This window comes from Ruegeria sp. BC3, assembly GCF_056539265.1.
On sequence record NZ_JBQFUP010000005.1, the window covers coordinates 44,284 to 70,107 of the forward strand.

At 58.8% G+C, this 25,824-nt stretch carries 26 protein-coding genes and 1 riboswitch; of the genes, 11 read left to right on the top strand and 15 right to left on the bottom strand.

Annotated elements, in window-relative coordinates:
* Positions 1–153 precede the first annotated feature (153 nt).
* Positions 154–3,150 (top strand): cyclic nucleotide-binding domain-containing protein, encoded by a 2,997-nt coding sequence (locus tag ACR0MV_RS14800; RefSeq protein ID WP_480702770.1) that lies wholly within the window; start codon positions 154–156, stop codon positions 3,148–3,150.
* On the opposite strand, the gene ACR0MV_RS14805 is transcribed toward ACR0MV_RS14800, so the two are convergent.
* The 9 genes from ACR0MV_RS14805 to ACR0MV_RS14845 all read right to left on the bottom strand — a co-directional run bounded on the left by ACR0MV_RS14805 (position 3,147) and on the right by ACR0MV_RS14845 (position 11,325).
* On the bottom strand, positions 3,147–3,443 hold the full coding sequence (locus ACR0MV_RS14805; RefSeq protein ID WP_480702771.1) for an ArsR/SmtB family transcription factor: 297 nt from the start codon (positions 3,441–3,443) through the stop codon (positions 3,147–3,149). The two genes, ACR0MV_RS14800 and ACR0MV_RS14805, sit on opposite strands and share 4 nt — an antisense overlap.
* A gap of 109 nt (positions 3,444–3,552) precedes the next feature.
* Positions 3,553–4,785 carry a mandelate racemase/muconate lactonizing enzyme family protein gene (locus ACR0MV_RS14810; protein ID WP_480702593.1) on the bottom strand — a complete coding sequence of 411 codons (1,233 nt, stop codon included), beginning with the start codon at positions 4,783–4,785 and terminating at the stop codon, positions 3,553–3,555.
* A 24-nt stretch (positions 4,786–4,809) separates the two neighbouring features.
* Positions 4,810–5,904 carry a Zn-dependent alcohol dehydrogenase gene (locus tag ACR0MV_RS14815; protein WP_480702594.1) on the bottom strand — a complete coding sequence of 365 codons (1,095 nt, stop codon included), beginning with the start codon at positions 5,902–5,904 and terminating at the stop codon, positions 4,810–4,812.
* 81 nt (positions 5,905–5,985) lie between these two features.
* The gene (locus tag ACR0MV_RS14820) at positions 5,986–7,185 is read right to left on the bottom strand and encodes a TCR/Tet family MFS transporter (RefSeq protein WP_480702595.1); all 1,200 of its coding nucleotides are present in this window, start codon (positions 7,183–7,185) and stop codon (positions 5,986–5,988) included.
* Positions 7,186–7,252: 67 nt separating this feature from the next.
* Positions 7,253–7,981 (bottom strand): alpha/beta fold hydrolase, encoded by a 729-nt coding sequence (locus ACR0MV_RS14825; protein WP_170426803.1) that lies wholly within the window; start codon positions 7,979–7,981, stop codon positions 7,253–7,255.
* A gap of 12 nt (positions 7,982–7,993) precedes the next feature.
* Positions 7,994–8,782: a 3-oxoadipate enol-lactonase gene (gene pcaD / locus ACR0MV_RS14830; protein ID WP_480702596.1), complete on the bottom strand. Its 789-nt coding sequence runs from the start codon at positions 8,780–8,782 to the stop codon at positions 7,994–7,996.
* A gap of 58 nt (positions 8,783–8,840) precedes the next feature.
* Positions 8,841–9,815, bottom strand: a complete 975-nt coding sequence (locus ACR0MV_RS14835) for a threonine ammonia-lyase (RefSeq protein ID WP_170426801.1) — start codon at positions 9,813–9,815, stop codon at positions 8,841–8,843.
* Positions 9,812–10,639, bottom strand: coding sequence for an alpha/beta fold hydrolase (locus tag ACR0MV_RS14840; protein ID WP_480702597.1), 828 nt, complete (start codon positions 10,637–10,639; stop codon positions 9,812–9,814). Before ACR0MV_RS14840 ends, ACR0MV_RS14835 begins: the two co-directional genes overlap by 4 nt.
* Positions 10,639–11,325: a haloacid dehalogenase type II gene (locus tag ACR0MV_RS14845; RefSeq protein ID WP_480702598.1), complete on the bottom strand. Its 687-nt coding sequence runs from the start codon at positions 11,323–11,325 to the stop codon at positions 10,639–10,641. The genes ACR0MV_RS14840 and ACR0MV_RS14845 overlap by 1 nt, the downstream gene beginning before the upstream one ends.
* A 129-nt stretch (positions 11,326–11,454) precedes the next feature.
* Between ACR0MV_RS14845 and ACR0MV_RS14850 the strand changes: the two genes are divergently transcribed.
* The gene (locus tag ACR0MV_RS14850) at positions 11,455–11,883 is read left to right on the top strand and encodes an FKBP-type peptidyl-prolyl cis-trans isomerase (RefSeq protein WP_480702600.1); all 429 of its coding nucleotides are present in this window, start codon (positions 11,455–11,457) and stop codon (positions 11,881–11,883) included.
* A gap of 30 nt (positions 11,884–11,913) precedes the next feature.
* Here ACR0MV_RS14850 and ACR0MV_RS14855 read toward each other — a convergent pair whose 3' ends face one another.
* From ACR0MV_RS14855 to fabA, 4 genes are read right to left on the bottom strand one after another with little or no spacing between them, the layout of a single operon-like run.
* Positions 11,914–12,087, bottom strand: a complete 174-nt coding sequence (locus ACR0MV_RS14855) for a hypothetical protein (RefSeq protein ID WP_170426797.1) — start codon at positions 12,085–12,087, stop codon at positions 11,914–11,916.
* A gap of 59 nt (positions 12,088–12,146) precedes the next feature.
* On the bottom strand, positions 12,147–12,938 hold the full coding sequence (locus tag ACR0MV_RS14860) for an enoyl-ACP reductase FabI (RefSeq protein WP_480702601.1): 792 nt from the start codon (positions 12,936–12,938) through the stop codon (positions 12,147–12,149).
* Between the two features lie 5 nt (positions 12,939–12,943).
* Positions 12,944–14,173 carry a beta-ketoacyl-ACP synthase I gene (gene fabB, locus ACR0MV_RS14865; RefSeq protein ID WP_480702603.1) on the bottom strand — a complete coding sequence of 410 codons (1,230 nt, stop codon included), beginning with the start codon at positions 14,171–14,173 and terminating at the stop codon, positions 12,944–12,946.
* A gap of 32 nt (positions 14,174–14,205) precedes the next feature.
* Positions 14,206–14,715 carry a bifunctional 3-hydroxydecanoyl-ACP dehydratase/trans-2-decenoyl-ACP isomerase gene (fabA, locus tag ACR0MV_RS14870; protein ID WP_170326986.1) on the bottom strand — a complete coding sequence of 170 codons (510 nt, stop codon included), beginning with the start codon at positions 14,713–14,715 and terminating at the stop codon, positions 14,206–14,208.
* Positions 14,716–14,902: 187 nt separating this feature from the next.
* Here fabA and irrA point away from each other — a divergent pair, with 187 nt between their 5' ends.
* Positions 14,903–15,319 (top strand): iron response transcriptional regulator IrrA, encoded by a 417-nt coding sequence (gene irrA, locus ACR0MV_RS14875; RefSeq protein WP_170426794.1) that lies wholly within the window; start codon positions 14,903–14,905, stop codon positions 15,317–15,319.
* Position 15,320: 1 nt separating this feature from the next.
* Here irrA and ACR0MV_RS14880 read toward each other — a convergent pair whose 3' ends face one another.
* Positions 15,321–16,211 carry a LysR family transcriptional regulator gene (locus ACR0MV_RS14880; RefSeq protein ID WP_480702605.1) on the bottom strand — a complete coding sequence of 297 codons (891 nt, stop codon included), beginning with the start codon at positions 16,209–16,211 and terminating at the stop codon, positions 15,321–15,323.
* An 86-nt stretch (positions 16,212–16,297) separates the two neighbouring features.
* Between ACR0MV_RS14880 and ACR0MV_RS14885 the strand changes: the two genes are divergently transcribed.
* Positions 16,298–17,095 (top strand): phytanoyl-CoA dioxygenase family protein, encoded by a 798-nt coding sequence (locus ACR0MV_RS14885; protein ID WP_480702606.1) that lies wholly within the window; start codon positions 16,298–16,300, stop codon positions 17,093–17,095.
* A 29-nt stretch (positions 17,096–17,124) separates the two neighbouring features.
* On the opposite strand, the gene ACR0MV_RS14890 is transcribed toward ACR0MV_RS14885, so the two are convergent.
* On the bottom strand, positions 17,125–17,988 hold the full coding sequence (locus ACR0MV_RS14890) for a glycosyltransferase family protein (protein WP_480702608.1): 864 nt from the start codon (positions 17,986–17,988) through the stop codon (positions 17,125–17,127).
* A gap of 120 nt (positions 17,989–18,108) precedes the next feature.
* Between ACR0MV_RS14890 and miaB the strand changes: the two genes are divergently transcribed.
* The 7 genes from miaB to metK all read left to right on the top strand — a co-directional run bounded on the left by miaB (position 18,109) and on the right by metK (position 25,766).
* Positions 18,109–19,428, top strand: coding sequence for a tRNA (N6-isopentenyl adenosine(37)-C2)-methylthiotransferase MiaB (gene miaB, locus ACR0MV_RS14895; RefSeq protein WP_480702610.1), 1,320 nt, complete (start codon positions 18,109–18,111; stop codon positions 19,426–19,428).
* Positions 19,429–19,611: 183 nt separating this feature from the next.
* On the top strand, positions 19,612–20,376 hold the full coding sequence (locus tag ACR0MV_RS14900; RefSeq protein WP_480702611.1) for an outer membrane protein: 765 nt from the start codon (positions 19,612–19,614) through the stop codon (positions 20,374–20,376).
* A gap of 145 nt (positions 20,377–20,521) precedes the next feature.
* The gene (locus ACR0MV_RS14905; protein ID WP_170426789.1) at positions 20,522–21,544 is read left to right on the top strand and encodes a PhoH family protein; all 1,023 of its coding nucleotides are present in this window, start codon (positions 20,522–20,524) and stop codon (positions 21,542–21,544) included.
* A 33-nt stretch (positions 21,545–21,577) separates the two neighbouring features.
* Complete coding sequence (ybeY, locus tag ACR0MV_RS14910) at positions 21,578–22,072, top strand: rRNA maturation RNase YbeY (protein ID WP_480702612.1); 495 nt, start codon at positions 21,578–21,580, stop codon at positions 22,070–22,072.
* A 36-nt stretch (positions 22,073–22,108) separates the two neighbouring features.
* Positions 22,109–22,996 carry a hemolysin family protein gene (locus ACR0MV_RS14915; RefSeq protein WP_170465707.1) on the top strand — a complete coding sequence of 296 codons (888 nt, stop codon included), beginning with the start codon at positions 22,109–22,111 and terminating at the stop codon, positions 22,994–22,996.
* Positions 22,993–24,489, top strand: a complete 1,497-nt coding sequence (gene lnt, locus ACR0MV_RS14920; protein ID WP_480702613.1) for an apolipoprotein N-acyltransferase — start codon at positions 22,993–22,995, stop codon at positions 24,487–24,489. The genes ACR0MV_RS14915 and lnt overlap by 4 nt, the downstream gene beginning before the upstream one ends.
* Positions 24,490–24,531: 42 nt before the next feature.
* A riboswitch (SAM-SAH riboswitch) is annotated at positions 24,532–24,579 on the top strand.
* Positions 24,580–24,584: 5 nt separating this feature from the next.
* Positions 24,585–25,766 carry a methionine adenosyltransferase gene (gene metK, locus ACR0MV_RS14925; RefSeq protein ID WP_170426785.1) on the top strand — a complete coding sequence of 394 codons (1,182 nt, stop codon included), beginning with the start codon at positions 24,585–24,587 and terminating at the stop codon, positions 25,764–25,766.
* The last annotated feature ends 58 nt before the right edge of the window (positions 25,767–25,824 follow it).

The window sequence follows — 25,824 nt, forward strand, 5'->3', positions numbered from 1 at the left end:
GAACTTGTTCACATTCGGCAATTATCTGATCAAATTGGAAACCGTTTGCGTCTTTTGACTGGATTGCGGTAAATTCGGGGTGTTGGATTTGCGACACTTTCGTCAAGATCGGATCGGTGATCCGCAGCAGGGGCAGGTTCCATAGAACGTTCAATTTTCCAGTTCATTTGGAAGTACTCGAAGCGCGACCAGCTGATCCTGCTGGCCGTGACCTCGACGCTGTTTCCGCTGTTGTACCTGACGCTGGAGCTGCCCAAGCGCATCATCAATGATGCGATCGGCGCAACCAGCCCGACTGTCGAGTTCTGGGGCTACAGCCTGCCGCAGACGACCTTTTTGATCATTCTGTGCGTCGCGTTCCTTATGGCGGTCTTGGCGCATGGCTTGATGAAAATGCGCATCAATACGATGAAAGGTGTATTGAGCGAGCGGATGCTGCGCCGGTTTCGCTATGTCCTGATCAGCCGCGCTTTGCGTTTCCCGCAGCCCTATTTCGAACGGGTCAGCCAGGGTGAATTGGTATCCATGGTCACCGCTGAAAGTGAACCGATGGGTGGGTTGATGGGCGACGCGATCAGCCAGCCTGTCCTGCAAGCCGGGCAGATGATCACCATCCTGTCCTTTCTTTTCCTGCAAAGCTTCTGGTTCGGACTGGCCGCAGTTGCGCTGATCCCGCTGCAGGCCTGGCTGATCCCGAAACTGCAGCGCCAGATCAACCTTCTGAACAAAAAACGCATTCAGGAGGTCCGGGTTCTGGCCGCACAAATTGGCGAGAACGCGGCGGGCGCGTCCACCCTGCGCACCAATGGCGGGTGGCGGTATCGCCGCGCGATGATTTCGGACCAGTTGGGCCGTCTGTTCGGCATCCGCTTCGAAATCTATCAGAAGAAGTTCTTTATGAAGTTCATAAACAACTTCATCTCGCAGCTGACGCCGTTCATGTTCTATCTGGTTGGTGGTCTTCTTGTGTTGCAGGGCTCGGTTTCGCTGGGGGCGCTGGTCGCCGCTCTGGCGGCGTATAAAGACCTGAGCTCGCCGTGGAAGGAACTGCTGACCTACTACAACCAGACACAGGATATGGGCTTGCGCTGGGAAGTGGTCACAGAACGGTTTGCGCCGGCAGGCATGCAGGACGAAAAGCTGTTCGAGGGCGAGCCTGAGACACGCCCCCGCCTGAGCGGCGATATTGTGCTGGATCATGTCTCGGTCCGTGACATGGACGGCAATCAGGTGCTGGACGATCTGAACCTGACTTTTGCCAGCGGACAAACAATCGGGATCGCGGCCCCCAGCGAAGAGGACCGTCGCGCTGTGGCCGAGCTGTTGACGCGGGAAATCCTGCCAAGCGCGGGCCGGGTCCGGATTGGGGACCTCAACCTGTCGGACCTGCACCAAGGCGTTGTGGCCGCGCGGATCGGCTATGCCTCGTCCCGGCCGGTGATGTTCCAGGGCACGCTGGGCGACAACGTTATGATGCCGATGCGGTTCAAACCGCAGTCGAGCGAAACGGATGATCCCGGATTTGCCGAGACGCTGCGTGCCGGAAACAGCCCGGATCCGTTCAAGGCAGATTGGTTGGACCCCACGACCGCCGGGTTGCAAAGCGCGGACGAGGTGCGCGACTGGTGGCTGAAACTGATCGACGGGATGGGTTCGGGGGCGGCTCTGTTCTTGCGCGGTGCAGAACAGGTCTTTGATGCGGGAGAACACCCTGAACTGGCGCGAAAACTAGTGGAATTGCGCCCGCTTGTGCAGCAGGCGGTAAAGGACGCAGGGCTGGGTCAGCAAGCTCTGATCTTTGATCGCAACTGCTATAACGCTGCGTTGCCGGTTGCGGAAAACCTGCTGTTTGCCACACCGAAAGTGCCCGTCACCCAAGAGCTTTTGGCACAGCAAACAGTGTTCCTGCAGCAGTTGCGCGCGTTTGGTCTGGACGAAATCCTGGTCAGCCTGACGCGGGATGTGATCGAGATGCTGCGCCAGATCTTTGGTCTGGACGGCACGGACCACCCGCTGTTTCGCAAATTGGGACTTGACGCGCAGACCTATGAGGCCGCTGTCGAGTTGGTCGAAAAGACCCGGAACGAAGGTGTCTCGGGGCTGGACGATGAACAGTTGGCCAACCTTCTGGCCGTACCTTTCGTGATTTCTGCGGAACAGATCGGCCCGGCCTTCACGGATGACCTGAAGGACCGGATTCTTGAATTGCGTCACAGCCATTCCGAAAAGCTGCTGGAACGGCTGCTGGACGTTTTCGTGCCGCTGGACAACACGGCGTTTGCACCGGGTTTGACGGTTCTGGAAAACGCGCTGTTCGGCAAGGTTAGCCAGATCGGCGGCGCGCGTTCGGATGAGGCCCGCAAGCTGATCGTCGATGTGCTGAACGAAAACGGCGCGCGCCCTCTGGTAGTCGAACTGATCTATGACGTTCCGGTCGCGTTGGGGGGGCAGAACCTGCCTGCGGTCTTTGCTGAACCCTTGTCCTTTACGCGCGCGACGATCAAGAAACCCGACATTCTGATCCTAGAGGACGCACTGGCCAGCTACGATATGGCCTCGAAGGTGGCGGTCTACAAAAACCTGCGGGCGTTGCTGCCGGATACGACTGTGATCTATCTGAATGACCAGTTCGAAAATCCCGGCGTATTCGACATGTATGTAGAAATACGTCAAGGTCGGGTGGTCTCGGATGAAGGACCTGCGGACGTGGAGGAAGACAGCGCCGCCTCAGCTGACCTTGCGCGGAAGCTTCGCGCGCTTGAGCAGACACCACTGTTTTCCGGGCTGGACCGGAGACAACTGCGCCTGCTCGCCTTTGGTGCGCGCTGGTTTGATGCCCAACCCGGAGAGATCGTGTTCCTCAAGGATGATCAGCCGACCGACGGTGCCTATGTGGTTCTAGGCGGAGAAGCGGGGTTGTACCTACCGCAGCCCGACGGAGCGGATCAGTTGATTGCAAAAGTTGGCCCCGGTGCTCTGGTCGGAGAGTTGGGGCTGATCCGTAAGGAACCTCGGGCGTTGAGCATGATTGCCGAAACCGAGCTGTCCTGCCTGCGGATCGGTGAGGAAGAATTCTTGGCCGTGGTTGAAAACGATGCCGCAACAGCCTTCAAGCTGCTGCAGGTCATCGCCGGTTACGTATCCAACTAGGCCTGTTCGCTATCCGGGCCGCAGAACATTTCGTAGAGAACGCCGATCACCTGTGCTGCGCCGTCATCGTTCAGAGAGTAATAGATCAACTTGCCCTCTCTGCGCGTTGCAACAAGGTTCTCGGCGCGCAGGCGGGCCAGCATCTGGCTAACCGCTGCCTGTCGGATACGCAGAAGGTCCTCAAGCTCACCCACAGATTTCTCACCGTCGGCCAGATGACACAAAATCATCAACCGGCCCTCATGCGCGAGGGTTTTGAGAAAGGCAGACGCCCTTGCCGCGCTTTCCTTCATGTCGGATAGCGCAGTGTCTGATTGCTTGTTGTGGTCGTCTTTAAGTGTCACGCGCGGCCTGTCTAACACCTTTTGGTTGGGCCAATGTGCCCCAAGATGCATAGGGTTGTCACCCCTCGGTTGCCGGCGCGCCACCCTGGAAGGCATTTCCATTGGCGTAATCGCAGGGATCTTCCTGCATTTGCAAATGTAGACCGTCGCCTGTGTAGGGGTGCGCGCGGGCCAGCTCTTCGTTGACCTCAATCCCAAGACCGGGCGCGGTTGGGGCCGGGACAAACCCGTTTTCCACCTGCAGTGTCCCGTTGATCAGTTGATCGTGAAACGGCGTTTCGATGGTCTCAAGCAGCAACAGGTTCGGGATTGAGGCAGCCAGATGGATGTTGGCGGCCCATTCCACCGGACCGGCATAAAGGTGCGGGGCCATCTGGGCATTGAAAACCTCGGCGATGGCGGCGACCTTCTTCATCTCCCAAATGCCACCGGCGCGGCCTAGTGCGGGTTGAAGGATTTCCGCCGCTCCGGCACGTAAGACCGCAGCAAACTCGGCCTTGGTTGTCATGCGTTCGCCAGTCGCGACCGGAATGCGGACATTTCGCGCGACGCGGGCCATGTCATCGATCATATCCGGCGGCGTCGGTTCCTCGAACCAGAGGGGCGAATAGGGCTCTAGCGCTTGTCCCAATCGGATTGCGCCAGCTGTGTTGAACTGCCCATGTGTGCCGAACAGCAGGTCTGCCTTGTCGCCCACCGCCTCGCGGATCGCTTTGCAGAAAGCCACAGACATCGAAATGTCCGTCATCGCGGGCATATGCCCACCGCGGATGGTGTAAGGTCCGGCCGGGTCGAATTTGACAGCCGTAAAGCCACGTCGAACCATTTCAGCGGCGCATTCCCCGGCTTGTTCCGGTGACGTCCAGAAATCGGTCAGATTGTGTTGGGGCAGGGGGTACAGGTAGGTATAGGCCCGGATACGATCGTTCATCAGCCCGCCCAAAAGGGCATAAACCGGACGGTCGCGATCCTTGCCCAGAATGTCCCAGCAAGCAATTTCCAGCCCCGAGAATGCGCCCATGACCGTCAGGTCAGGGCGTTGCGTAAAGCCGCTGGAATAGGCGCGGCGGAACATCAACTCGATGTTTTCCGGGTTTTCGCCCTGCATATGCCGTTCGAACACATCCTGGATCACAGAGCGCATCGCCTCGGGGCCAACCGACGACGCATAGCACTCGCCCCAGCCGGTGATCCCGGTATCGGTCGTGACTTTGACCAAAATCCAATACCGACCGCCCCATCCCGGCGCGGGCGGCGCGGTGATGATGATATCGAGGTCCTGCAGTTTCATCTGATACCCTCCGGTCGTGTTGGCTTAGTCCCGATCGAAAACGACGACGTTGCGTTTGGCGGAACCGGTTTTGGTGTCCTCAATCGCGTCATTGATCTGCGACAGGCTCCACCGGCCCGAGATCAGTTCGTCTAATTTCAGACGACCTTGTTCATAAAGGTCGATCATCCAGGGGATATCGCGCTGAATGACAACGTCGCCCATTTTCGACCCCACCAGACCCTGGCCCAACGCGGCCAGAACGACGGGTTCATAGCTGGCCATATCACCGGAATGAGGCATCCCGATCATGATCGCCTTGCCTCCCTGACCCAGGTAACGGGGCGCTTGATCATAAGCCGGAATCGCGCCAACGGTGATCAGCACCGCGTCTGCTCCACGACCGCCCAGCGCCTTGTAGGCGGCCTTCCACGGAGCTTTTTGGTCGGCGAGTACACCATGGGTCGCGCCGAACTCTTTGGCAATGGCCAGCTTCTCTTCGGTCATGTCCACGGCCACAATACGGCGCGCACCCGCAATACGAGCCCCTTGGATCGCGTTCAGCCCGACGCCGCCTGCGCCGATCACGACCACGTCCTGACCGGGGCGTAGCCCGGCGGCGTTCACTGCAGCGCCGACCCCGGTGATTACGCCGCAGGACAACAGGCTGGCGACATCTTTGGGCATGGATGGGGGGATTTTCACGATTTGCCGGTGACTGACGACGACCTTCTCTGCGAAGGCCCCGCAGGCCATGGCCTGTTCGAGCGGCCCGCCATCTGCCGTACGCAAGGGGCCATTCACCGTGTCATAGGGCGTTTCGCAAATCGTTGGCTTGCCGCCCGCGCATGAGGGGCAAGACCCGCAGGCACGTATAAGGGTGACCACAACCGGATCACCCACCTTGAATTCTCCGACCGCATCACCGGTGGCGGTGATGATACCCGCGGCCTCATGTCCGTAGACGGCCGGAAGGTGACCACCCCACGCGCCGCTGGCGAATGAAATGTCCGAATGGCAAATCGCCACGGCATCCAGTGTCACTTCGACCTCGCCTGTTTTGGGTGGCGCGATCTGAACGTCTTCAATGACCAGAGGTTCACCGAACGCCCGGCACACGGCGGCTTTGATGGTTTGCATGCTGTCCCTCTCTCCCTTTGCGCCACGGTGGCGCGCTAACGGAGGCGCTGCAAGGCGGAATCCGCCAAAGCGATGTCGTTGTTACGCCATGACCCTACGTGAGCGGACAAATACAAACAGTCCGATGACCATCAAGACCAACGCCAAGAGGAACGGCGCGCCGGGCAGATAGATCGGCGCGCCGGGTTTGATGAACTGCGCGAAAACACTGGTCATGACCAGCGGGGCAATGACCATCGACAGCGCATGCAAGGACGTCAGAACGCCCTGCAGCTCACCCTGTTGCGAATCCGGGGTCGCACGCGACATCAGGGCTTGCAGGGCGGGGGTCACGACCGCTCCGATTGCGGTCACGGGGATCAGCATCAGGGCAATCACGCCATTGGTCAAAAAAGCCAGAAGGAGGAAGCTGAACAGTTCGAACAACATCCCATAGACGATTGTGACCCGTTCCCCCAGATACTTGGTTGCGGGGCGGATCAGGCCGCCCTGAACTGCGGCCATACCGATCCCATAGACCCCTAGAGAAAGGCCGATCATCTGCGGCGACCAGCCAAACCGTTCGGTGGTGAAATATGCCCAGATGGCGGGATAGACGTAGATTGAAACGGAATACAGGAAATAGACCCACAGCATGGGCCTGATGCCGGGCAACGAAGCGATGGCCCGCAGTGAGTTCACCGGATTTGCACGGCGCAGATTGAACACACGGCGGGTTTTGTCCGTGACGGTTTCGGGCATGACAAACACGCCGATAGCGAAGGTCAGAAAGGACAGGCCTGCCGCTGCCCAGAACGGCGCTCGCGTTCCGTATTCACTCAGCAGCCCACCCAATACCGGTCCAAATACAAACCCAACGCCAAAGGCTGCGCCGAGCAAACCGAAGTTGGCCGCCTTTTCGTGTGGTTTGGACACATCGGCCATGAACGCTGCGGCAGTTGCATGTGTGGCCGCTGTTATGCCTCCGATGATGCGCCCGGCCAAAAGCAGCCAGATGCTGCCGGCAAGTGCCATAACCACGTAGTCCAAGGACATGACGAATAACGAGACCAACAGAACAGTCCGCCGTCCGTAGGCGTCTGACAAGTTGCCCAAGATGGGCCCGAAAACGAACTGCATCGCGGCGAACGCGGTGCTGAGGATACCGCCCCAGATCGCCGCCGTCGCTAACGAACCGCCCTGAACCTCGACGATCAGTTCGGGCATGATCGGCAGCACCAGACCGATACCCATGGCGTCGATCATGACCGTGAGAAGGACAAAGAAGAAGGGCAGGCGCATTGGAACCGTTAGGATGACAATTTGGGCGGACCTTACCTGCAGCAGGTGCAGGTGGAAAGGGACGCGTTCAGACTTGTGATCCGGCGAGATCCTTTTCGATTTTGTCCAATAAATCAGCCAGTTTCTGAGGCTGTGCAAAGAAAGGTGAATGCGAGCTGTCGATGGTGTGACGCATCGCTTCGGGGGCATTCAGGCTCATCTGCGCCTGATACTCGGTCGGGATCGTGTGATCGTCCGTGGCGCGGATATAGGCCTTTGGAACACCGGCAAACCTGTCGCTGGTGGGCAGAGGGGTGTTTTGTGGCGCAATAGCCTGCGGGCATAGTCGCGCAAAGGCATAGGGAAGCACGTCGGGCGGGCAATCGTGGTAGAAAAGGTCCCGCACCATATCCGGTTTGACCGTATAGGACAGCCCGTCGGTGGATTTCTCGACCGCGTCGTGAATTGTCTGGCGTGGCGACAGCTTGCGCATCTCGACCATCGACAGGCCATCCTGCGGAACGTAGGCAGCCACATAGATCAAGGCGCGCATGGCGTCCGGCGCGGCTTCGGCCGCGGCGCTGATCGGGTAACCGCCCCAGGAATGCCCGACGATGATCGTTTGCGGTTTACTCGCCGCCAGTACCGCGTCGCGGCAACTGTCCAACGTAACATCTGCAATCGGTGTCGGGTCGGCGCCATGGCTGGGCAGGTCTATCGCACGGGCGCTGTGTCCCAAAGCCTCAATAGCAGGGATCAGATCGCGCCAGCACCACGCGCCATGACAGGATCCGTGGACGAATAGAAAATCAGCCACACCGGCGCTCCTTCAGATATGCCCGATTTCGGTCATGAAACTCTGCAGCAGTGCCGCGTATTCTGCCGGTTGCTCGACACATGGCAAGTGCCCGGCACGGCGCACCAACTCGAACCGTGCGCCGGGGATCAATTCGACCGTTTCCCGCACAAGATCGGGTGGGGTCGATCCGTCTTCGCTGCCTGCAATGCCCAGAGTAGGCAGGCGAAGGCCGCTGGTCGGAGTGTAGAAATCGGTGCCCGAAATGGCGGCGCAGCAGCCCAGATACCCGTCGACCGGTTGGCGCACCATCATGTTGCGCCACAGCAGGTGCTCAGGCGTCGCGCGATAAGCTTTTGAGAACCAGCGTTCCATAGTGGCATCTGCCAGCGCCTCAATCCCGCCTGTTCGCACCGCATCCATGCGCTCTTGCCAGATCGACGGGATGCCGATCTTGGCCGCCGTATTCGACAATACAAGTGCGCGGACCTGATCCAGACGTTTGACCGCCAGCCCTTGTCCGATCAGCCCGCCGATCGACAGGCCGACAAACAGACAATCGCGCACCTCAAGCAGGTCAAGTAGGCCTTCCACGTCGCGCACCAGCGCACCCATCGAATAGGGTGCAGGCGGTTGCGAGGACAATCCGTGGCCACGTTTGTCAAAGCGGATAATGCGCAGCCCTTCGGGAAGGTGCGGCAGCATATCGTCCCAAAGCCGCAAGTCGGTGCCCAGCGAATTGGCGAATACTATCGGTGCACCATCCGGATCACCATCTATTCGATAGTGAATTTGCACGTCTCCAAGGTCTGCGATCTGCAAGACTCTATCCCCGTCGTCCTATGTCCAATTGCCAACTTGCCCCAGCCCGAGCGGCTTGTCAGGTCAGGTATTCCAGTGCTTTACCAAAGACTTCCGGGTCCGCGTTCCCCCCCGAGGCCACAACGATCACCGTGTCGCCCTGGACCTCTTCCGCGCGATACAGCGCCGCAGCCAGCGACACTGCCCCGCCCGGTTCCAGAACGATCTTGAGGCGCAGGAACGCTTGCGCCATAGCGCTGAGCGCTTCCTGCTCTGAAACCGAAAGGCCGGGACCGCACAATCGGTTCAGGATCGGGAATGTGATCTGCCCGGGCTGCGGTGTCAGGATCGCGTCGCAGATATTACCCGAGGTGGCCGCGTTGCTTTGGACCTTGCCAGTAGCCAGAGATCGTTTGACGTCATCGAACCCCTCAGGCTCGCAGGGCCGGGCGCGTAGGCCGGGCGCGTGACCTTCCAGCGCCAGCGCGATGCCCGAGGTCAACCCGCCCCCGCCGCAGCACACCAGAACATCGGCCTTGTCGACGCCCAGATCAGCAGCCTGGCGCGCCAGTTCCAGCCCGACAGTGCCTTGGCCAGCGATGACCTGCGGTTCGTCATAGGGACGGATCAGGGTCAGGCCGCGGTCCGAAGCCAATGCTTCGCCAATCTCTTCCCGGCTTTCGTTCGCGCGGTCATACAAAACGACCTCGCCACCCAAGGCGCGGGTGTTGTCGATCTTTAGCTGCGGCGCATCGGACGGCATGACAATCACGGAGGATACGCCGTGCAGGGCCGCCGCATGGGCCACGCCTTGCGCGTGGTTGCCCGAGGAATAGGCGATGACGCCGCGCTGCCGATCTGCGTCGCTGAGCGCCGAGATCGCCGACCAGGCACCACGAAACTTGAAGCTGCCGGTGTGTTGCAGACACTCGGGCTTCACCAGCACACGGCGGCCAGCGATTTCGTCCAGAAAAGGCGATGACAGTATCGGCGTTTCCCGAACATGCCCCTTGAGCCGCCGCGCGGCGGCTTCGATCATTTCCAAACTACTCATGCGTCCACCAGAATTTTGCGAATAAGGTCAAGCGCCTGCGGCTCGTCCAGAAAGGGGACGTGACCCCGACCCGGTATCTCGGCCGACAAAAGGACCGGGTGGCGATTGCTCATCTCGGTCAATGTACCCTTGCTCAGAACGTCCGAGTTCTCGCCCCGGATAACCCCAGTAGGAATATCCTTGAGTGCTTCAAAGAACATCCACAGATCCGGAGCCGCGCCGACGGCCGCCTGTTCCAGAATGGCGGTGCGTAGAGCGGGGTCATAAGTCAAGCCAAGCCCATCCGCAGTCTTTTCAAACTGAATCTCCGCAACCTCTTGCCAGCGTTCCAGCGGTACGTCCGGAAACTGCGGGGCCATTGCGATATGCAGCGCTTTTGCAGCCAAATCATAGGTCTTCGAAACGGGCGGTTTGCCAAGGTAGTCCATGATCTTGGCAATGCCCGCAGGTTCCAAAACCGGGCCAACATCGTTGAGGACCACGCTTAGCAACCGTTCGGGGTGGCTGGCCGCAAGGGCCATTGCGATCAGGCCCCCGCGTGAGGTTCCGATGACATTCACACGGTCGAGACCAAGATGGTCCAAAAGCTCGAGCGCATCCTGCGATTCGCGAAAGATGTTGTAGTTCATGTAGTCGGGATCACGATCTGACCGTCCCCGTCCGCGATAGTCCATGGCGATCATGCGCATATCGCTCAGATGCGGGGCGAGGAACGAAAAGTCCCTGCAATTCCGCGTCAGACCTGCAAGGCAGAGTACGGGTGTCCCTGACCCATGATCCTCAAAGTAAATCTGCCTGTCATCAGAGGTTGTGAAAAACGCCATTAAAGCCCAGCCAGTTGAGGAATCGCGGTCAGGTCGGACAGTACATGCGCAGGGCGCCATGGCAAGCGGTCTACTGGCTCGCCAGCGCGGTTGACCCACGCGGTGACAAAGCCATAACCACTGGCACCGGCGGCGTCCCAACCATTTGAGCTGACAAACAGAACTTCGTCGCGTTCGCACCCGAACCGGTTCTGCACCAGATCATAGACCCGCGAATCCGGCTTGAAGACACCAACGCTTTCTACCGACAAAACGTCGTCCAGAACGTCGCCGATTCCGGCGGATTCAACTGCTCCGTCCAGCATCGGCGGCGACCCGTTCGACACGATTGCCGTTTGCAGCCCGTCTTCTTTCAGCGCCCGCAACATCTCGGGGACTTCGGGATAGGCCTGCAGCTCCCAATAGAGATCAAGCAAACGCTGGCGCATCGTGGCGTCGCCGTCCAGTCCCGTGGCTTCAAGGGCCCAGTCCAGACCATCCTGGGTTACATCCCAGAAGTCCGTATGGGCATCCGTGATCGCACGTAACCAAGTGTATTGCAGTTGTTTCAGGCGCCAGTGATTGGCCAGTTCGGGCCATTTCTTCTGTAGCGCTTCAAATTCGGGTTCCCCGGCCGCTTGCCGGGCCGCAGCCGCCACGTCGAACAGCGTTCCATAGGCATCGAATATGCAGGTCTTAATAGGCATCTGGCCCCCCTCCGGTGCGTCAGCGGCAGGTTTGCATAACAACGAGGGCTAAGAAAAGAGGGCGGGGTTTACAATGTCGTGTCAGCCCCTAGGCTTGGCCGCTCAACCCTATATAGGCCGGAGGCCAACATGACCGAAATCAAACAAGGCGACACGGTTCGCATCCACTACACAGGAACGCTGTTGGACGGGAACGTCTTCGACAGTTCCGAAGGACGCGAACCGCTGGAATTCGTCGTCGGGTCGGGGCAGATCATTCCGGGGTTGGATTCGGCCATGCCGGGGCTGGCCGTTGGGGATAAGAAACGGGTCGAGATTGCCTGTGTTGATGCCTATGGTCCGATCAATCCGGCTGCGCGTCAGCAAATCCCGCGCGAAGGTATCCCCGATGATATTCCGCTGGACCCGGGCACCCAGTTGCAGATGCAAACCCCGGACGGTCAGGCTTTGCCCGTCACCGTTGTCGAGGCCGATGAGGCGACCGTGACGCTGGATGCAAACCACCCTTTGGCGGGGCAGGATCTGATTTTTGATATCGAGGTTGTTTCGGTCAACTAGACCAGCCTGCAAAAACTCGGGTCAGCCTGACTAAAGGCTGATCCAACCGTCAATGGCGGCGCGCACCTGCGGCTGCGTGAAAAATACGAACAGCATTAACAGGGTTGTAAGCGCCAGCAGCGCAATGCGTCCGCGTTTGCCCAGAAACCCGGACCGGCTGCGTGAACGGGCATTGCTTGAGAGGATGTGATCGGTCTTGCTCATGCCGCTATCCCTGCCTGTGAAAGATGGTCAAATCTTGGCACCGGCAGGGAAAGATCGGGTCACATGTGATCGGGTTGCGGCATACCCAAAATGTGGAAGCCACCGTCGACGCGGATGATCTCGCCCGACGTACAGGCACCAGCGTCAGAAGTCAGGTAAACTGCAGTGCCGCCCACGGCCTCAAGCGTCGCGTTCGAACGCATCGGCGCGTTCTGATCGCAGAACTTGTATGTCTTGCGCGCGCCACCGATTGCCGCACCCGCCAGCGTTTTCATCGGACCGGGCGAGATCGCGTTCACGCGGATGCCTTCGGGGCCCAGATCGTTGGCCAGATAGCGGGTCGCGGATTCCAGCGCGGCCTTGGCCACGCCCATGACATTGTAGTTCGGTACAACCTTGTTCGAGCCCTGATAGGTCAGAGTCAGCAGCGTGCCGCCATTATCCTTCATCAACGGATAGGCGCGGCGCGCAACTTCGATGAAGGAATAGGCCGAAACGTCCAGCGAGTGCTTGAAGTTGGCTCGTGTGGTGTTCAGGAACCGGCCCGTCAGTTCGGATTTATCCGAATAAGCGATTGCGTGGACGACGAAGTCAATCGTTGGCCAGCGCGCCCCAAGCTCGTCGAATGCGCGATCCAGCGAAGCGTCGTCCGTGACATCCGCATCCACCATGAAATCGCTGCCAAGGCTTTGGGCCAGCGGCTCCAATCGTTTTCCGAATGCCTCGCCCTGATAGGTGAACGCCAGTTCAGCGCCAGCCTCGTGCATGGCTTTGGCGATACCCCACGCGATCGAGCGGTCGTTCGCCACGCCCATAATCAGGCCGCGTTTGCCTTTAAGAAGATCCGACATCATACTCACCCGTTATACTTCGACAGAACCATGGACCCGTTCGTGCCACCAAAGCCGAAGCTGTTGGTCATGACACTGTCTAGTCCTGCGTTTTCAACAACTTCCGTTGCAATTTCACCGGGCTGGATGCCTTCGGCAAGAGTGTCGACGTTAATCGACGGCGTAATGAAATCATTATCCAGCATCAGCAGACAGAAAATCGCCTCGAGCGCACCGGCCGCGCCTTGCGCGTGGCCGGTCATGGATTTGGTAGATGAAATCGGCGGCACGTTGCCTTCGCCAAAGATGCGACGGACGGCCTCAACTTCGCCTACGTCTCCGACTGGGGTCGAGGTGCCGTGGGCGTTGATATAGCCCACTTTACGACCTTCGGGCACGGTCGACAGGGCCAGACGCATCGCGCGCTCGCCGCCTTCACCCGATGGGGCCACCATGTCGTGGCCGTCAGATGTGGCTGCATAGCCAGTCACTTCGGCATAAATCTTGGCGCCCCGTGCCAGCGCATGTTCAAGGTCTTCGAGGACGACAATTCCGCCGCCGCCCGAGATGACAAACCCGTCGCGGTTTTCGTCAAAGGCGCGGGATGCCTTTTCGGGGGTGTCGTTGTACTTTGACGACATTGCGCCCATCGCGTCGAACAGGCAGGACAGGGTCCAGTCCAGTTCTTCGCCGCCGCCCGCGAACATGATGTCCTGTTTGCCTAGCATGATCTGTTCCGCAGCATTGCCGATGCAGTGCAGCGAGGTCGAGCAGGCCGACGTGATCGAGTAGTTGATGCCTTTGATCTTGAACGCGGTCGCCAGGTTGGCCGAAATCGTCGAGCACATGCATTTTGGAACAGCAAATGGCCCGATACGCTTGGTCGCGCCGGTCTTCAGCACCGTCTGGTGTGCGGTCAGCATCGCGCTGGTGGACGGACCGCCGGAACCCGCAACAAGGCCGGTACGTGGGTTAACGACCTGATCTTCGGTTAGTCCCGCATCTGCGATCGCCTGGCTCATCGCGATATGCGCATAGGCGGCACCGGGGCCCATGAAGCGCAGGGTGCGCTTGTCCACGTGCTCGGCCACGTCGATCTTGATCGAACCGGCGATCTGGCTGCGAAAGCCGTGTTCGACCATCTGTTCATTGGCCTCGATACCGGATTTCCCGGCCTTGAGAGAGGCCAGCACCTCTTCGGCATTGTTCCCGATGGAGGAGACAATCCCCAAACCGGTGACAACTACTCGACGCATATGCGTGCTCCTTACTTTCAGGCCGGTCAGGCTCAGGCTTCGGACAGAACGACTTTCATGTCTTTAACGTCGTAAATCATTTCACCGTCCGCTTCGACGATTCCATCCGCAACACCCATTGTCAGGCGGCGCGTCTGGATCGCTTTTTTGAAATCGATTTTATAGGTCAGCATCTTGCGGTCCGGGCGCACCATGCCGGTCAGCTTGACCTCGCCCACGCCAACAGCCATGCCGCGCCCCTGCCAGCCACGCCAGCCCAGGTTGAACCCAGTCAACTGCCACAGGCCATCCAGGCCCAGACAGCCGGGCATGATCGGGTTGCCGGGGAAATGGCAGTCAAAGAACCACAGATCCGGGGTGATATCGAATTCAGCCAGGACATGGCCTTTTCCATGCGCGCCGCCATCGGCCGAGATGTCGGTGATCCGGTCCATCATCAGCATCGGCGGTGCAGGCAACTGGGCATTGCCGGGGCCGAATAATTCGCCACGGGCGCATTTCAGCAGATCGTCCTTGTCAAAGCTGCTCGGGAATTGGGCCATTCTGCCGCCTCTCCTGCCAGGGGTCCGTTCGTTATATCTGGCCTCGTCTAGCACCCGTATGCAAGGTCCTGCAAGACCACCAGGTCACATCCTCTTCTTCAGATGGCATTCTTTGCGAATGAATTTCATTTGAAATTTCCCGAACACCGCACTTATATATGGATAAGCAACAATTAGGTTTCGGATAATGACACCTCAGAGCCAAAACAGAGCCACGGAATGGTTGGTGGACGCAGGGCTGCGTCCGACGCGCCAGCGCGTCGCTTTGGCTGAACTGCTGGTCGGCGACGGCCTGCACCGGCATGTCACGGCCGAAAGCCTGTTCGAGGCCGCCAAAAAGAACGGTGATGCCGTGTCGCTGGCGACAGTCTACAACACGCTGCGTGCGTTTTGTGAGGCTGGCGTTCTGCAGGAAATCACGGTTGACGGGTCGAAAAGCTATTTCGACACCAATACGCATGATCACCCGCACTTCTACTGGGAAGACGAAAGCCGCCTGAGCGATGCACCGTCGGACCAGTTGGTGATTCAGCGCCTTCCTGAGGCACCCGAAGGGGTAGAGATCGCGTCCGTCGACGTCGTGATCCGGCTGCGGAAAAAGTAACTTAGGCCAAAACCTCTGTCAGAAACTTTTCCGCTTGAGCCGTGTCTGGGTCCGCAGGACCTGTGCCATGGCGCGCCAGCACAACTGGTTCTGCGGCGATGTCGTCCCGGACCGGGCGACTGATCAGGGGCATCCCATCATAGCTGCGATCTGAGGGTGGGTTGGCGTAACTTACCGCGACCCCTTCGTGGTGGGCAGCCAGGCTCCGCTGAATTTCCAGTGAAGCGGCCCGATGAGCGACCGAAGGATTTAATCCAAGTTGCCGAAAAAGCCCTAGCACGTGTTGCGCCGACAAGCCTTCGTTGGACAGGATCAGAGGGTAGGCGGCCAGTTCGCTCAGCGAAACAGAGCTGTTCCGCGCCAAAGGATGATCAGGGGCTACGATGGCGTTGGGACGACTGGGAAACAGGGTCTGTTGTTGGAAACCGGCATCCATGCTCAGGCCGTAGGTCACCGCCAGGTCGATGCGCCCATCAACCAGATCCGATATCAGCCCTTCAAACCCGTCCACTTTGTACATAATCGTCAGATCCGGCAGTGCAGCGCGTAAGTGACGCAGCGCCTTAGCCAAGATGAACGGAGCGAGGTCCACGAAGCACCCCAGTCGCAACTGGGTCTTGTTTGCTCTGACCTCATCTGCCCCTTCAAGGCGAGCGGCGCTTGCCAGAAGAATCTCGGCGTCCTCTATGAACCTGCGACCTTGCGGTGTCAGCGCCATTGCCGCTCCGCGTTTGCGTGTGAAAAGCGGATAGCCCAGATGCGATTCGACACGGGTCAGGGCAGTGGACAAGGCTGGTTGCGAAACGTTCAGCTGCTGCGCAGCCGCGGACAAGCTGCCAAAGCGCCCAATTGCGCACACATATTCGTACTGGCGAAGTGAAATATATAACATGAAATTAAACCTAACTTAGAAAGATATTATTTGAACAGAGGGGTTATCCATGCACAGATCGGCAGACCACCGGCACGGAGATACAGATGACGCACCCTCTGGTTACGCGAGAGATGATTGACACCTATCAGCAGGACGGCGTGGTCCTGATCAAGGGGCTGTTCGCTGACCATGTTGAGGCCCTGCGGGATGGGATCGCCGCGAATATGGCAGAACCCGGCCCCTATGCCTCTGAGAACAAGAAAGAAGGCGAAACCGGCCGGTTTTTCGACGATTATTGCAACTGGTCGCGGATTGAGCAATTTCAGGCGGTCATTCAGGACTCGCCAGCCGCTGAAGTTGCGGCAGATTTGATGCAGTCTGACACCGTTCAGATGTTCCATGACCATGTATTGGTCAAAGAGCCCGGAACCTCGATGGCGACGCCGTGGCATCAGGACGGCCCGTATTACTTTGTGGAAGGTCAGCAAACGATCAGCTTCTGGTCGCCGCTTGATCCGGTCACGCAGGCGACGTTGCGATGCGTCGCCGGTTCGCACCGGTGGGAAAAAGAGGTGCTGCCAACTCGGTGGGTTTCGGAAGAAGGGTTCTTTCCCGACGAAGGCCAGTACATCGCCGTTCCGGACCCTGACGCAGAAGGGATGCGGGTGGTCGAGTTCGAGATGGAGCCGGGCGACGCCGTGGCCTTCAATTACCGCACGCTGCACGGCGCACGGGGAAATCAATCAGATAGCCGCCGACGCGCCTTTTCACTACGTCTGGTCGGGGACGATGCCCGCTATGTCGAGCGGCCTGGCCGTACGTCACCACCGTATCCGGGGCATGACATGGAGCCGGGTCAGCGCCTGCGTGAAGACTGGTTCCCGGTACTGCTGCGGCGGTAATCACGCACTGTTTGGGCAAAGAAAGCGGGTCAGAACCACTGGCCCGTTTCGATCAACCCCAGCTCAAGCAACTGGTTTGACGACCATTCGAACGGAATCGAGTTACGCCAGCGGAAGGTCGGGATGTCGAAGGTTGACCCCGAATTGGTTTTCAACGCCTTGGCCGCCCGGAACGAACAGACTGCAGCCGTCAGATTGTGGTGCCACGGGCAGGAATAGGTGTTGTATTCCTCATCAGTGAAGGTGTGATCGGACCGCAGAGCTAATTCAGGTTTGGATTTGAACAGCGTGATGCGGTCGATTCTGCGGCTTTGGACCGGCACGTGTTCCTCGAACCGCCACCGCAGCCCGCCAGACATATCCAGTTGACGCTCTTTGGGGTGCTTCTTTGCGTCCAACCGAGCCTGAGCAAAATAGCCTGTGCGATCCAGCATTGCCCGTTCCGGGGCAACCGCGTTCGGAAATGCATCCAGATCATCTGCATACAGGTCGACCACATGGGTCAGCATCGCGTCCCGTCGCTCTTCGGTGTGGAACGCCAGCATTTCGCCAACTGTCCGCGTCTCGCAGAACGGGAAAAACAGGTATTCCGCGTTGTAGCAGTAGTACATCCAAAGACCCGGAGCCGCCTCGATGATTCGGTTGATCGTCTCAAACACGACCGTGCGCGGGACACAGCTGAGCGTTACACGGTGGATGCGGTCAGAAAGCTCGGGATTCAGTCCAAAGGCCTGCGGCATGAAGACGATCACCGATTTGAAGCCAAGGTTCAGATGATGCCGGATGGTGCTGTCGATTTCGACCTCGTCCTCGACAAAAACCAATGCTACGGGCCCCTTGGTCAGCGCCGCCTTGCCCGTTTGCAGGAAACTGTCGAGGGATTCGTATTGCATTGCCTGTCCGCTGCTGCCTTGCTGGAGTTTCGGGCCAAAATCGGGTAATCGCGTCGCCATTGCAAGCGGCGTTCGTTGGGTATAGACGACGCCGGTCCCGCGAATGCAAAGGCCGTTTTCATGTCAGAACCAAAAAAGCTGTACATCAAGACCTATGGTTGCCAGATGAACGTCTACGACAGCGAGCGTATGGCGGAAACTCTGGGCGGGCAGGGCTATGTGGAAACCAAAAGCCCTGATGATGCGGATATGATTCTGCTGAACACCTGTCACATCCGCGAAAAAGCGGCTGAAAAGATCTACTCCGAGCTTGGCCGTTTCAAGGGACTGAAAAGCGAAAAACCCGACCTCAAGATCGGTGTTGCGGGCTGCGTCGCGCAGGCCGAAGGCGAAGAGATCATGCGCCGTCAGCCGATGGTGGACTTGGTTGTCGGGCCGCAAAGCTATCACCGCCTCCCCGAGATGGAGGCCAAGACCCGCACGGGTGCCAAAGCGCTGGACACGGACTTCCCCGAAGAGGACAAGTTCGAAAAGCTCAAAACCCGTCCCAAAGCCAAACGTGGCCCGACCGCGTTTCTGACCGTGCAGGAAGGCTGCGATAAGTTCTGCGCCTTCTGCGTGGTGCCCTACACGCGCGGGGCCGAGGTCAGCCGTCCCGCCGATCGTATTCTGCGCGAGGCGCAGGATTTGGTCGAACGCGGCGTGCGCGAGATCACTTTGCTGGGCCAGAACGTCAACGCCTATCACGGCGCGGGTCCGAACGGAGACATGACCCTGGCCGGGCTGATCTGGGAACTCAATAAGGTCGACGGGCTGGAGCGCATCCGCTTTACCACGTCACATCCCAACGACATGGCCGATGATTTGATCGAGGCGCACGGGACCTGCGAAAAGTTGATGCCCTATCTGCACCTGCCGGTTCAGTCGGGTTCGGATCGGATCCTCAAGCGGATGAATCGCAGCCACACCGCCGAAAGCTATTTGCGCCTGATCGAACGTATCCGCGCCGCGCGCCCGGATATTGTGATGTCCGGCGACTTTATCGTGGGCTTCCCTGAAGAGACCGAAGAAGACTTCCAGGCCACAATGGATTTGGTGGAAGAGGTCAAATACGGCTACGCGTATTCGTTCAAGTACTCGACCCGACCCGGAACTCCGGCTGCCGAGCGGTCTCAAGTTGATCCTGAGGCGGCGGATGACCGCCTGCAGCTCCTTCAGGCCCTGATCACCCGCCATCAGCGCGAGATTCAGGACGCCATGGTTGGCCGGAACGTCAAAGTTCTGTTCGAAAAGGCGGGCCGTTTGCCAGGGCAGATGGTCGGAAAATCCGAGTATCTTCATTCGGTTCACGTGTCCGACGCCGATGTGGCCGTTGGCGAGCTTAGAGACGTGCAGATCACCTCGTCCGGTGCCAATTCACTTGGCGGTGTGTTGCTGTAACCCCGGATTTATCCGGTGTTTGGAAACCATTGTGATCTGTTAATTCCAAATTAACCCTTGATTTATCACTTGGAACTATGTTCCGAGAAAAATCAGCTTTTCTAGGGGCCTAGGGTTTTGGGCCTCGCGGGAACCATATCTGTTCGGGCCGGGTGGTCGGTGCGGGCAATGGAAAGGGTACGAGTGAAGACTTTGGAACGTTTTAGTGGACTGCTGTTGAAATCCGCTCTGTCGGTTGTGATCGCCTTTACGGTTCTTCCCGGAACGACAGTGGCGGGCAATCTGGACCAAGGACTTGCTGATCCTCCGGTCATCGATCCCAAGCGGTTCGGAAGCGACGTCAGCGCCTTTTATCTGGGAACAACTGGCCTCTATGCCCTGGGCGGAGACGAACGGTTTGGGTTGAACACACCAAACGGAACCTCGGAAGTCGGTGAGCTGGATCTGAGTGGCACTCTGGGGGGGCTGCGCGCGGGCTGGCGTGGTGTTCTGCCTGCAAAAGGCGGGCGCGACTATGTCTACGGATTCGAGCTTGGATACGAGTTCGGCTCGCTCGACGACACGGCCACAGGCCAGGTGGACGGCAATGCTGTCAGCGGCGGGTCCAAAGTGTCGAACGTATTCTCGATTCGTCTGCGTAACGGTCTGACCAACCGCAGCGGTACCGTTCTGTACTATGTGTCAGCCGGATACGTGAACGGCGACATCGAAACCACAAGTCAGCAGGCCACCCGGTCGGCCATCCAATCCTTCGAGGACAGTGGACGTCGCAGTGGCTTCTCCGCCAGTATCGGGGCCGAACACAATCTGACCGAACACTGGTCGATTACGGGCGAATACGAATACGTTCAGTTCAGCGCCGAGGATGTTCGGTTCGACAACGGAACCTCGACCAGATCCACGCCGAAATACCATGGTCTAAAGATCGGATTGAACTACCGGTTCTGATTCTCGGCTCGAGCGTTGACCTGGCATTCCATTTCTCAGCGTGGGCCGTTTTGCCATCCGGCCAGGAAAAAATGAATCTGTGGCTTGCGCCCACCAAGATTTCTTGTCTACGCTCGGGGTGAAACGCCAAGATCAGGAGAGCGGATTGGCCATCGGTGCCCTTACCCCACCGCAAGATGAAATGCCTCAGCGCGAAGCGTTTGTTGAGTTTCCAGACAACCGATTGTTAATAGACCTTTGCGGCGAATATGACCGCAATCTGACGGATATTGAGCACAAGCTGTCCGTTCAGATCGTACGCCGCGGGAATCAGCTGGTTGTCATGGGCGACGAGGACGCTCAGAAACAGGCGATCGAGGTTCTGCAAGCCCTCTATACCCGGCTGGAAGGCGGGCGCGATGTCGAAGCGGCCGATGTTGACCGTGAGCTGCGCATGGGCGGGTCCGAGACCGGAACGGGGACTCGCGACGGCGACCAGCTTGAGATGTTCAAGGGCGGCACAGTCGAAATCAAAACGCGCAAAAAGCTGGTCGAGCCGCGCACAGATGCGCAAAAAGCCTATGTGCAATCGTTGTTCAATAACGAGCTGGCCTTTGGAATTGGGCCCGCCGGAACGGGCAAGACCTATCTTGCCGTCGCCGTTGGTGTGTCGATGTTCATCGGCGGACACGTGGATCGGATTATCCTTAGCCGTCCTGCTGTCGAGGCTGGTGAAAAGCTGGGTTATCTGCCCGGCGACATGAAGGACAAGGTCGATCCCTACATGCAGCCGCTATATGACGCGCTGAATGATTTTCTGCCGGGTAAGCAACTGGCCAAGCTGATCGAAGAAAAGCGTATCGAAATCGCGCCGCTGGCGTTCATGCGCGGCCGAACACTGGCGAATGCGTTTGTAGTGCTGGATGAAGCTCAGAACGCCACGACCATGCAGATGAAGATGTTCCTGACCCGTCTGGGTGAGGGTAGCCGTATGGTTATCACCGGGGACCGGTCACAGGTTGACCTGCCACGCGGCGTTCAATCCGGTCTGGCAGACGCCGAACGGTTGCTGAAAACCATTCCGAACATCAGCTTCAACTATTTCACCTCCAAGGACGTGGTGCGTCACCCGCTTGTGGCGGCCATTATCGAAGCGTATGAGGCCGACTCGGGCCGCGAGACTGCATAGCCATCGCAGCCTTTGGGCTTTGGATATGATGCGATGAACCTTGACGTGACGATCGAAGATGACCGCTGGCAACAGCTGGAACCGCTGGCTGCGCGCGCAATTGGGGCAGTATTGGATCACCTTGGCCTGCAAAGTGAGTCGTGCGAGGTCAGTGTGCTTGGGTGCGACGACGCGCGGATTGCCGATCTGAATGCCGAGTTTCGTGAAAAGCCCACGCCGACCAATGTGCTCAGCTGGCCAGCCGAGGATTTGGTTGCTGAAAAAGCCGGGGATTCCCCGGACCTGCCAAGCCCTGACTTTACCGGAGAGATCGCGCTGGGCGATATCGCGATCTCTTACGACACCTGTTCGCGCGAGGCGGCGGAAGCGGGAAAATCCATGGATGATCACGTCACACATCTGATCATTCACGGAACGTTGCACTTGCTGGGTTATGATCACATCCGTGACCCCGACGCCACTTTGATGGAGGGGGTCGAGGTCGAGATACTTGGCAAACTGGGTATCGATGACCCATATAGTATGTAATAGGGGCCACATTGGCCGATCATTTGGAACAGGATTATGGGCGATACAGACGGCAGTTCTATGGCGGCGCAAAGCGCGCAACCCAAGGACAGCGGTGAAAATGCCAGCGAAAAAGCGGGCTTCTTTTCTCGAATAGTGGATGCGTTCTCGCCGCAGAGCGAGGAACAGGTTCACGAGGCCAACGGACACGAGGTCGACAAGGTGCAGCCCAGGGGCATGATAAACCTGCGTCGGATGCGGGTTGAGGATGTCGCCATCCCGACGGCGGAAATCGTATCGGTGCCCTCTACGATCAGCAAAGATGAACTGGCGCAGGTGTTCCGTGAAAGCGGCCTGTCACGGATTCCGGTTTATGAAGGGACACTCGATACGCCGTTGGGGTTTGTCCATCTTAAGGATTTTGCACTCACACACGGGTTCAACGGCACGGGATCGGATTTTGATCTAGTCTCGATGCTGCGGACGCTGCTGTTTGTGCCGCCGTCGATGCCGATTGGCGTTCTGCTGACAAAAATGCAGACCGAACGCCGCCACATGGCGCTGGTGATTGACGAATATGGCGGCGTTGACGGACTGGTCTCGATCGAGGACCTGATTGAACAGGTGGTCGGCGAGATTGCGGATGAGCATGACGCGGACGAAGGCCAGATGTGGGTTCAGGAAAAGCCTGGCTGTTACATCGTGCAGGCCCGTGTGCCGCTGGAAGAGTTCGAGGCCGAGATCGGCCAATCCCTGACCAGCCACGAAGATGTGGACGAAGAAGAGATCGACACATTGGGCGGTCTTGTCTTCATGCTGTCCGGTCGCGTACCGGCCCGAGGCGAAGTAGTTCTGCACCCCGAAGGCCCCGAGTTCGAGGTGATCGACGCCGATCCCCGCCGCATCAAGCGCCTGCGTGTCATGTTGCCGGATCGCGTTGGATGAACCCTGCATGGGGCTGGCCATTCTGGTTGCGATTGCTTTCTGCGGCGGCGCTGGGCGTGGTCGCAGCGTTTGGCCTTGCTCCTTTTGGGATTTGGCCCGCAAGTGTCGCCGCTCTGATCCTGCTGGCTCCGCTGTTTCTGACAACCGAGACGCGGGGGCGGGCGGCTTGGCTTGGCTGGGCTTTTGCGACCGGATACTTTGCCCATGCGCTCAGTTGGATAGTCGAGCCGTTTCTTGTTGATGTGCAACGCCACGGCTGGATGGCCCCATTTGCGCTGACTTTCATGGCAGGCGGGCTTGCGTTGTTTTGGGCGGTGGCGTTTTGGATCGCGCGGCGGCCCAAGGGGCGGCCTGTAACACAAGCCGTTTTTCTGGCCATCTCAATCTCGCTGTTGGAATTTGCGCGCGGATATGTCCTGACGGGCTTCCCTTGGGCAGGTATAGCGCAGCTTTGGGTGGACACACCGGTCGCGCAACTTTTGTCTTTGGTCGGGCCATACGGTCTTGGCGCTGTGACCCTGTTGGCGACTTTGCCATTGGGCGCAGCCCTGTCTGAACGCATGGGATTTGTAGTGCCGCTGGGCCTGACGGTCGGGGCGGCCGCCGTATCGCTGTCCTATGCCGCGTCACGTCCGGTCGTCACTGAAACCGACCATGTTGTTCGGCTTGTTCAACCGAACGCCCCGCAGCATCAGAAATGGGACCCGGACTATGCTCCGCTGTTCTTTGCCCGTCAGCTGGAGTTTACAGCCGCTGGCCCGCGACCTGATCTGATCGTCTGGCCTGAAACCTCTGTTCCGGCGTGGCTGGGCAGCGCTCAGCCCTATCTGGATGCCGTGGCAGATGCGGCTCAGGGTACGCCTGTTTTTCTGGGTATCCAAAGGGGTGACGGCCCACGCATCTACAACTCGATGATCTACCTCGATGAGGCGGGCCAGATCCAGGAGCTTTATGACAAACATCACCTTGCCCCGTTCGGAGAATACGTGCCCTTTGGCGATGTGATGGCGCAGTTTGGTATCTACGGAATGGCTGCGACCACCGGCAATGGATTTAGCGCTGGGCCTGGCGCGGCCCTCTTGGACGCGGGCAAACTGGGCATGGCTTTGCCGTTGATCTGTTATGAGGCCGTTTTTACGCAGGATGTCCTGTCGGCCCCTGGTCGGGCCGATTTCTTGCTGCAGATCACCAATGATGCCTGGTTCGGTACCCGCTCGGGGCCGTACCAGCACCTCGCGCAAGCGCAGATGCGCGCGATCGAACAGGGCCTGCCAATGATGCGATCGGCCAATACGGGGGTGTCGGCGATGATTGATCCTTTGGGTCGGATTACCGACGCATTGGCATTGGGGCAGGCAGGCTATGTCGATGCCAAATTGCCCGCGCCTCTGGCTCCGACCATCTATGCGCGGATCGGAGACTTTCCGGTTTTCGTTTTGCTTGCCGCCATGTTTTTGCTGCTTTGGCGCAACGATTTACAGTGGCAACGCTAGTTTCGGATTGACGCTGAGTTTCAGGCTGCGTATCCGGTTGCATGCCCATCACAACGGCTTCCTGGCGTGATGGGGAAACTTAATGGAGCACATTCATGTCCCGACAGAACTACACTTTTACTTCGGAATCCGTTTCCGAAGGGCACCCGGATAAGGTTTGCGACCGCATTTCCGATGCCGTACTTGACGCTTTTCTGAATGAAGAGCCCGAAGCACGCGTGGCGTGCGAAACCTTTGCAACGACCAATCGTGTCGTCATTGGTGGCGAAGTAGGTCTGTCGGATCAGGACAAGCTGCACGACTACATGGGGCGCATCGATGAGATCGCCCGCGCGTGCATCAAGGACATAGGGTACGAGCAGGACAAGTTCCACCACGAGACCGTCGAGGTGACGAACCTGTTGCACGAGCAGTCCGCTCATATCGCTCAGGGTGTGGATGCGGCAGCTGACAAAGACGAAGGTGCCGGTGACCAGGGTATCATGTTCGGCTATGCCACCACTGAAACGCCCGCGTTGATGCCCGCTCCGATCCAGTACTCGCACGCGATCCTGCGCCGCCTGGCGGAAGTGCGTAAGAATGGAAACGAGCCCGCACTTGGCCCGGATGCCAAATCGCAACTCTCCGTCGTCTATCGTGATGGCAAGCCGGTCAGTGTCAGCTCGATCGTTCTGTCGACACAGCATCTGGACGAAGCGCTGAGCTCGGATGACATCCGCGCAATCGTTGAGCCGTACATTTGCGAAACTCTGCCTGAAGGCTGGTTGAATAATGAAACCGAGTGGCACGTGAACCCCACCGGCAAGTTCGTCATCGGCGGCCCCGATGGTGACGCTGGCCTGACCGGGCGCAAGATCATCGTCGACACTTACGGTGGTGCCGCACCGCATGGCGGCGGCGCGTTCTCGGGAAAAGACCCCACCAAGGTTGACCGGTCGGCCGCCTACGCAGCGCGCTATCTGGCAAAGAACGTGGTCGCTGCAGGCATGGCCGAACGCTGCACCATCCAGCTGAGCTATGCGATCGGCGTCTCCAAACCGCTGTCAATCTATGCTGACACGCACGGCACCGGGCAGGTTTCGGACGCCGAGATCGAAAAGGCCGTCGGTCAGGTGATGGACCTCACCCCGCGCGGTATTCGTCAGCATCTGGAGCTGAACAAACCAATCTACCAGCGTACCGCCGCGTACGGCCATTTCGGCCGCGAACCGGATGCGGATGGCGGCTTTAGCTGGGAGCGTACCGATCTGGCTGACGCGCTCAAAGCGGCGGTCTGATCCCAAAAAGTCAAAGCGCGCCCACGATGGCGCGCTTTTTCGTTCAAGCGCCGGGGTT

What these genes read in the sequence shown, in the direction of transcription:
- ACR0MV_RS14805 (WP_480702771.1), bottom strand. Translation starts at nt 3,443, where the DNA reads ATGAAGGAAAGCGCGGCAAGGGCGTCTGCCTTTCTCAAAACCCTCGCG.
- ACR0MV_RS14810 (WP_480702593.1), bottom strand. Translation starts at nt 4,785, where the DNA reads ATGAAACTGCAGGACCTCGATATCATCATCACCGCGCCGCCCGCGCCG.
- ACR0MV_RS14815 (WP_480702594.1), bottom strand. Translation starts at nt 5,904, where the DNA reads ATGCAAACCATCAAAGCCGCCGTGTGCCGGGCGTTCGGTGAACCTCTG.
- ACR0MV_RS14820 (WP_480702595.1), bottom strand. Translation starts at nt 7,185, where the DNA reads ATGCGCCTGCCCTTCTTCTTTGTCCTTCTCACGGTCATGATCGACGCC.
- ACR0MV_RS14835 (WP_170426801.1), bottom strand. Translation starts at nt 9,815, where the DNA reads ATGAGTAGTTTGGAAATGATCGAAGCCGCCGCGCGGCGGCTCAAGGGG.
- ACR0MV_RS14840 (WP_480702597.1), bottom strand. Translation starts at nt 10,639, where the DNA reads ATGGCGTTTTTCACAACCTCTGATGACAGGCAGATTTACTTTGAGGAT.
- ACR0MV_RS14845 (WP_480702598.1), bottom strand. Translation starts at nt 11,325, where the DNA reads ATGCCTATTAAGACCTGCATATTCGATGCCTATGGAACGCTGTTCGAC.
- ACR0MV_RS14850 (WP_480702600.1), top strand. Translation starts at nt 11,455, where the DNA reads ATGACCGAAATCAAACAAGGCGACACGGTTCGCATCCACTACACAGGA.
- ACR0MV_RS14855 (WP_170426797.1), bottom strand. Translation starts at nt 12,087, where the DNA reads ATGAGCAAGACCGATCACATCCTCTCAAGCAATGCCCGTTCACGCAGC.
- ACR0MV_RS14860 (WP_480702601.1), bottom strand. Translation starts at nt 12,938, where the DNA reads ATGTCGGATCTTCTTAAAGGCAAACGCGGCCTGATTATGGGCGTGGCG.
- fabB (WP_480702603.1), bottom strand. Translation starts at nt 14,173, where the DNA reads ATGCGTCGAGTAGTTGTCACCGGTTTGGGGATTGTCTCCTCCATCGGG.
- fabA (WP_170326986.1), bottom strand. Translation starts at nt 14,715, where the DNA reads ATGGCCCAATTCCCGAGCAGCTTTGACAAGGACGATCTGCTGAAATGC.
- irrA (WP_170426794.1), top strand. Translation starts at nt 14,903, where the DNA reads ATGACACCTCAGAGCCAAAACAGAGCCACGGAATGGTTGGTGGACGCA.
- ACR0MV_RS14880 (WP_480702605.1), bottom strand. Translation starts at nt 16,211, where the DNA reads ATGTTATATATTTCACTTCGCCAGTACGAATATGTGTGCGCAATTGGG.
- ACR0MV_RS14885 (WP_480702606.1), top strand. Translation starts at nt 16,298, where the DNA reads ATGACGCACCCTCTGGTTACGCGAGAGATGATTGACACCTATCAGCAG.
- ACR0MV_RS14890 (WP_480702608.1), bottom strand. Translation starts at nt 17,988, where the DNA reads ATGCAATACGAATCCCTCGACAGTTTCCTGCAAACGGGCAAGGCGGCG.
- miaB (WP_480702610.1), top strand. Translation starts at nt 18,109, where the DNA reads ATGTCAGAACCAAAAAAGCTGTACATCAAGACCTATGGTTGCCAGATG.
- ybeY (WP_480702612.1), top strand. Translation starts at nt 21,578, where the DNA reads ATGAACCTTGACGTGACGATCGAAGATGACCGCTGGCAACAGCTGGAA.
- ACR0MV_RS14915 (WP_170465707.1), top strand. Translation starts at nt 22,109, where the DNA reads ATGGGCGATACAGACGGCAGTTCTATGGCGGCGCAAAGCGCGCAACCC.
- lnt (WP_480702613.1), top strand. Translation starts at nt 22,993, where the DNA reads ATGAACCCTGCATGGGGCTGGCCATTCTGGTTGCGATTGCTTTCTGCG.
- metK (WP_170426785.1), top strand. Translation starts at nt 24,585, where the DNA reads ATGTCCCGACAGAACTACACTTTTACTTCGGAATCCGTTTCCGAAGGG.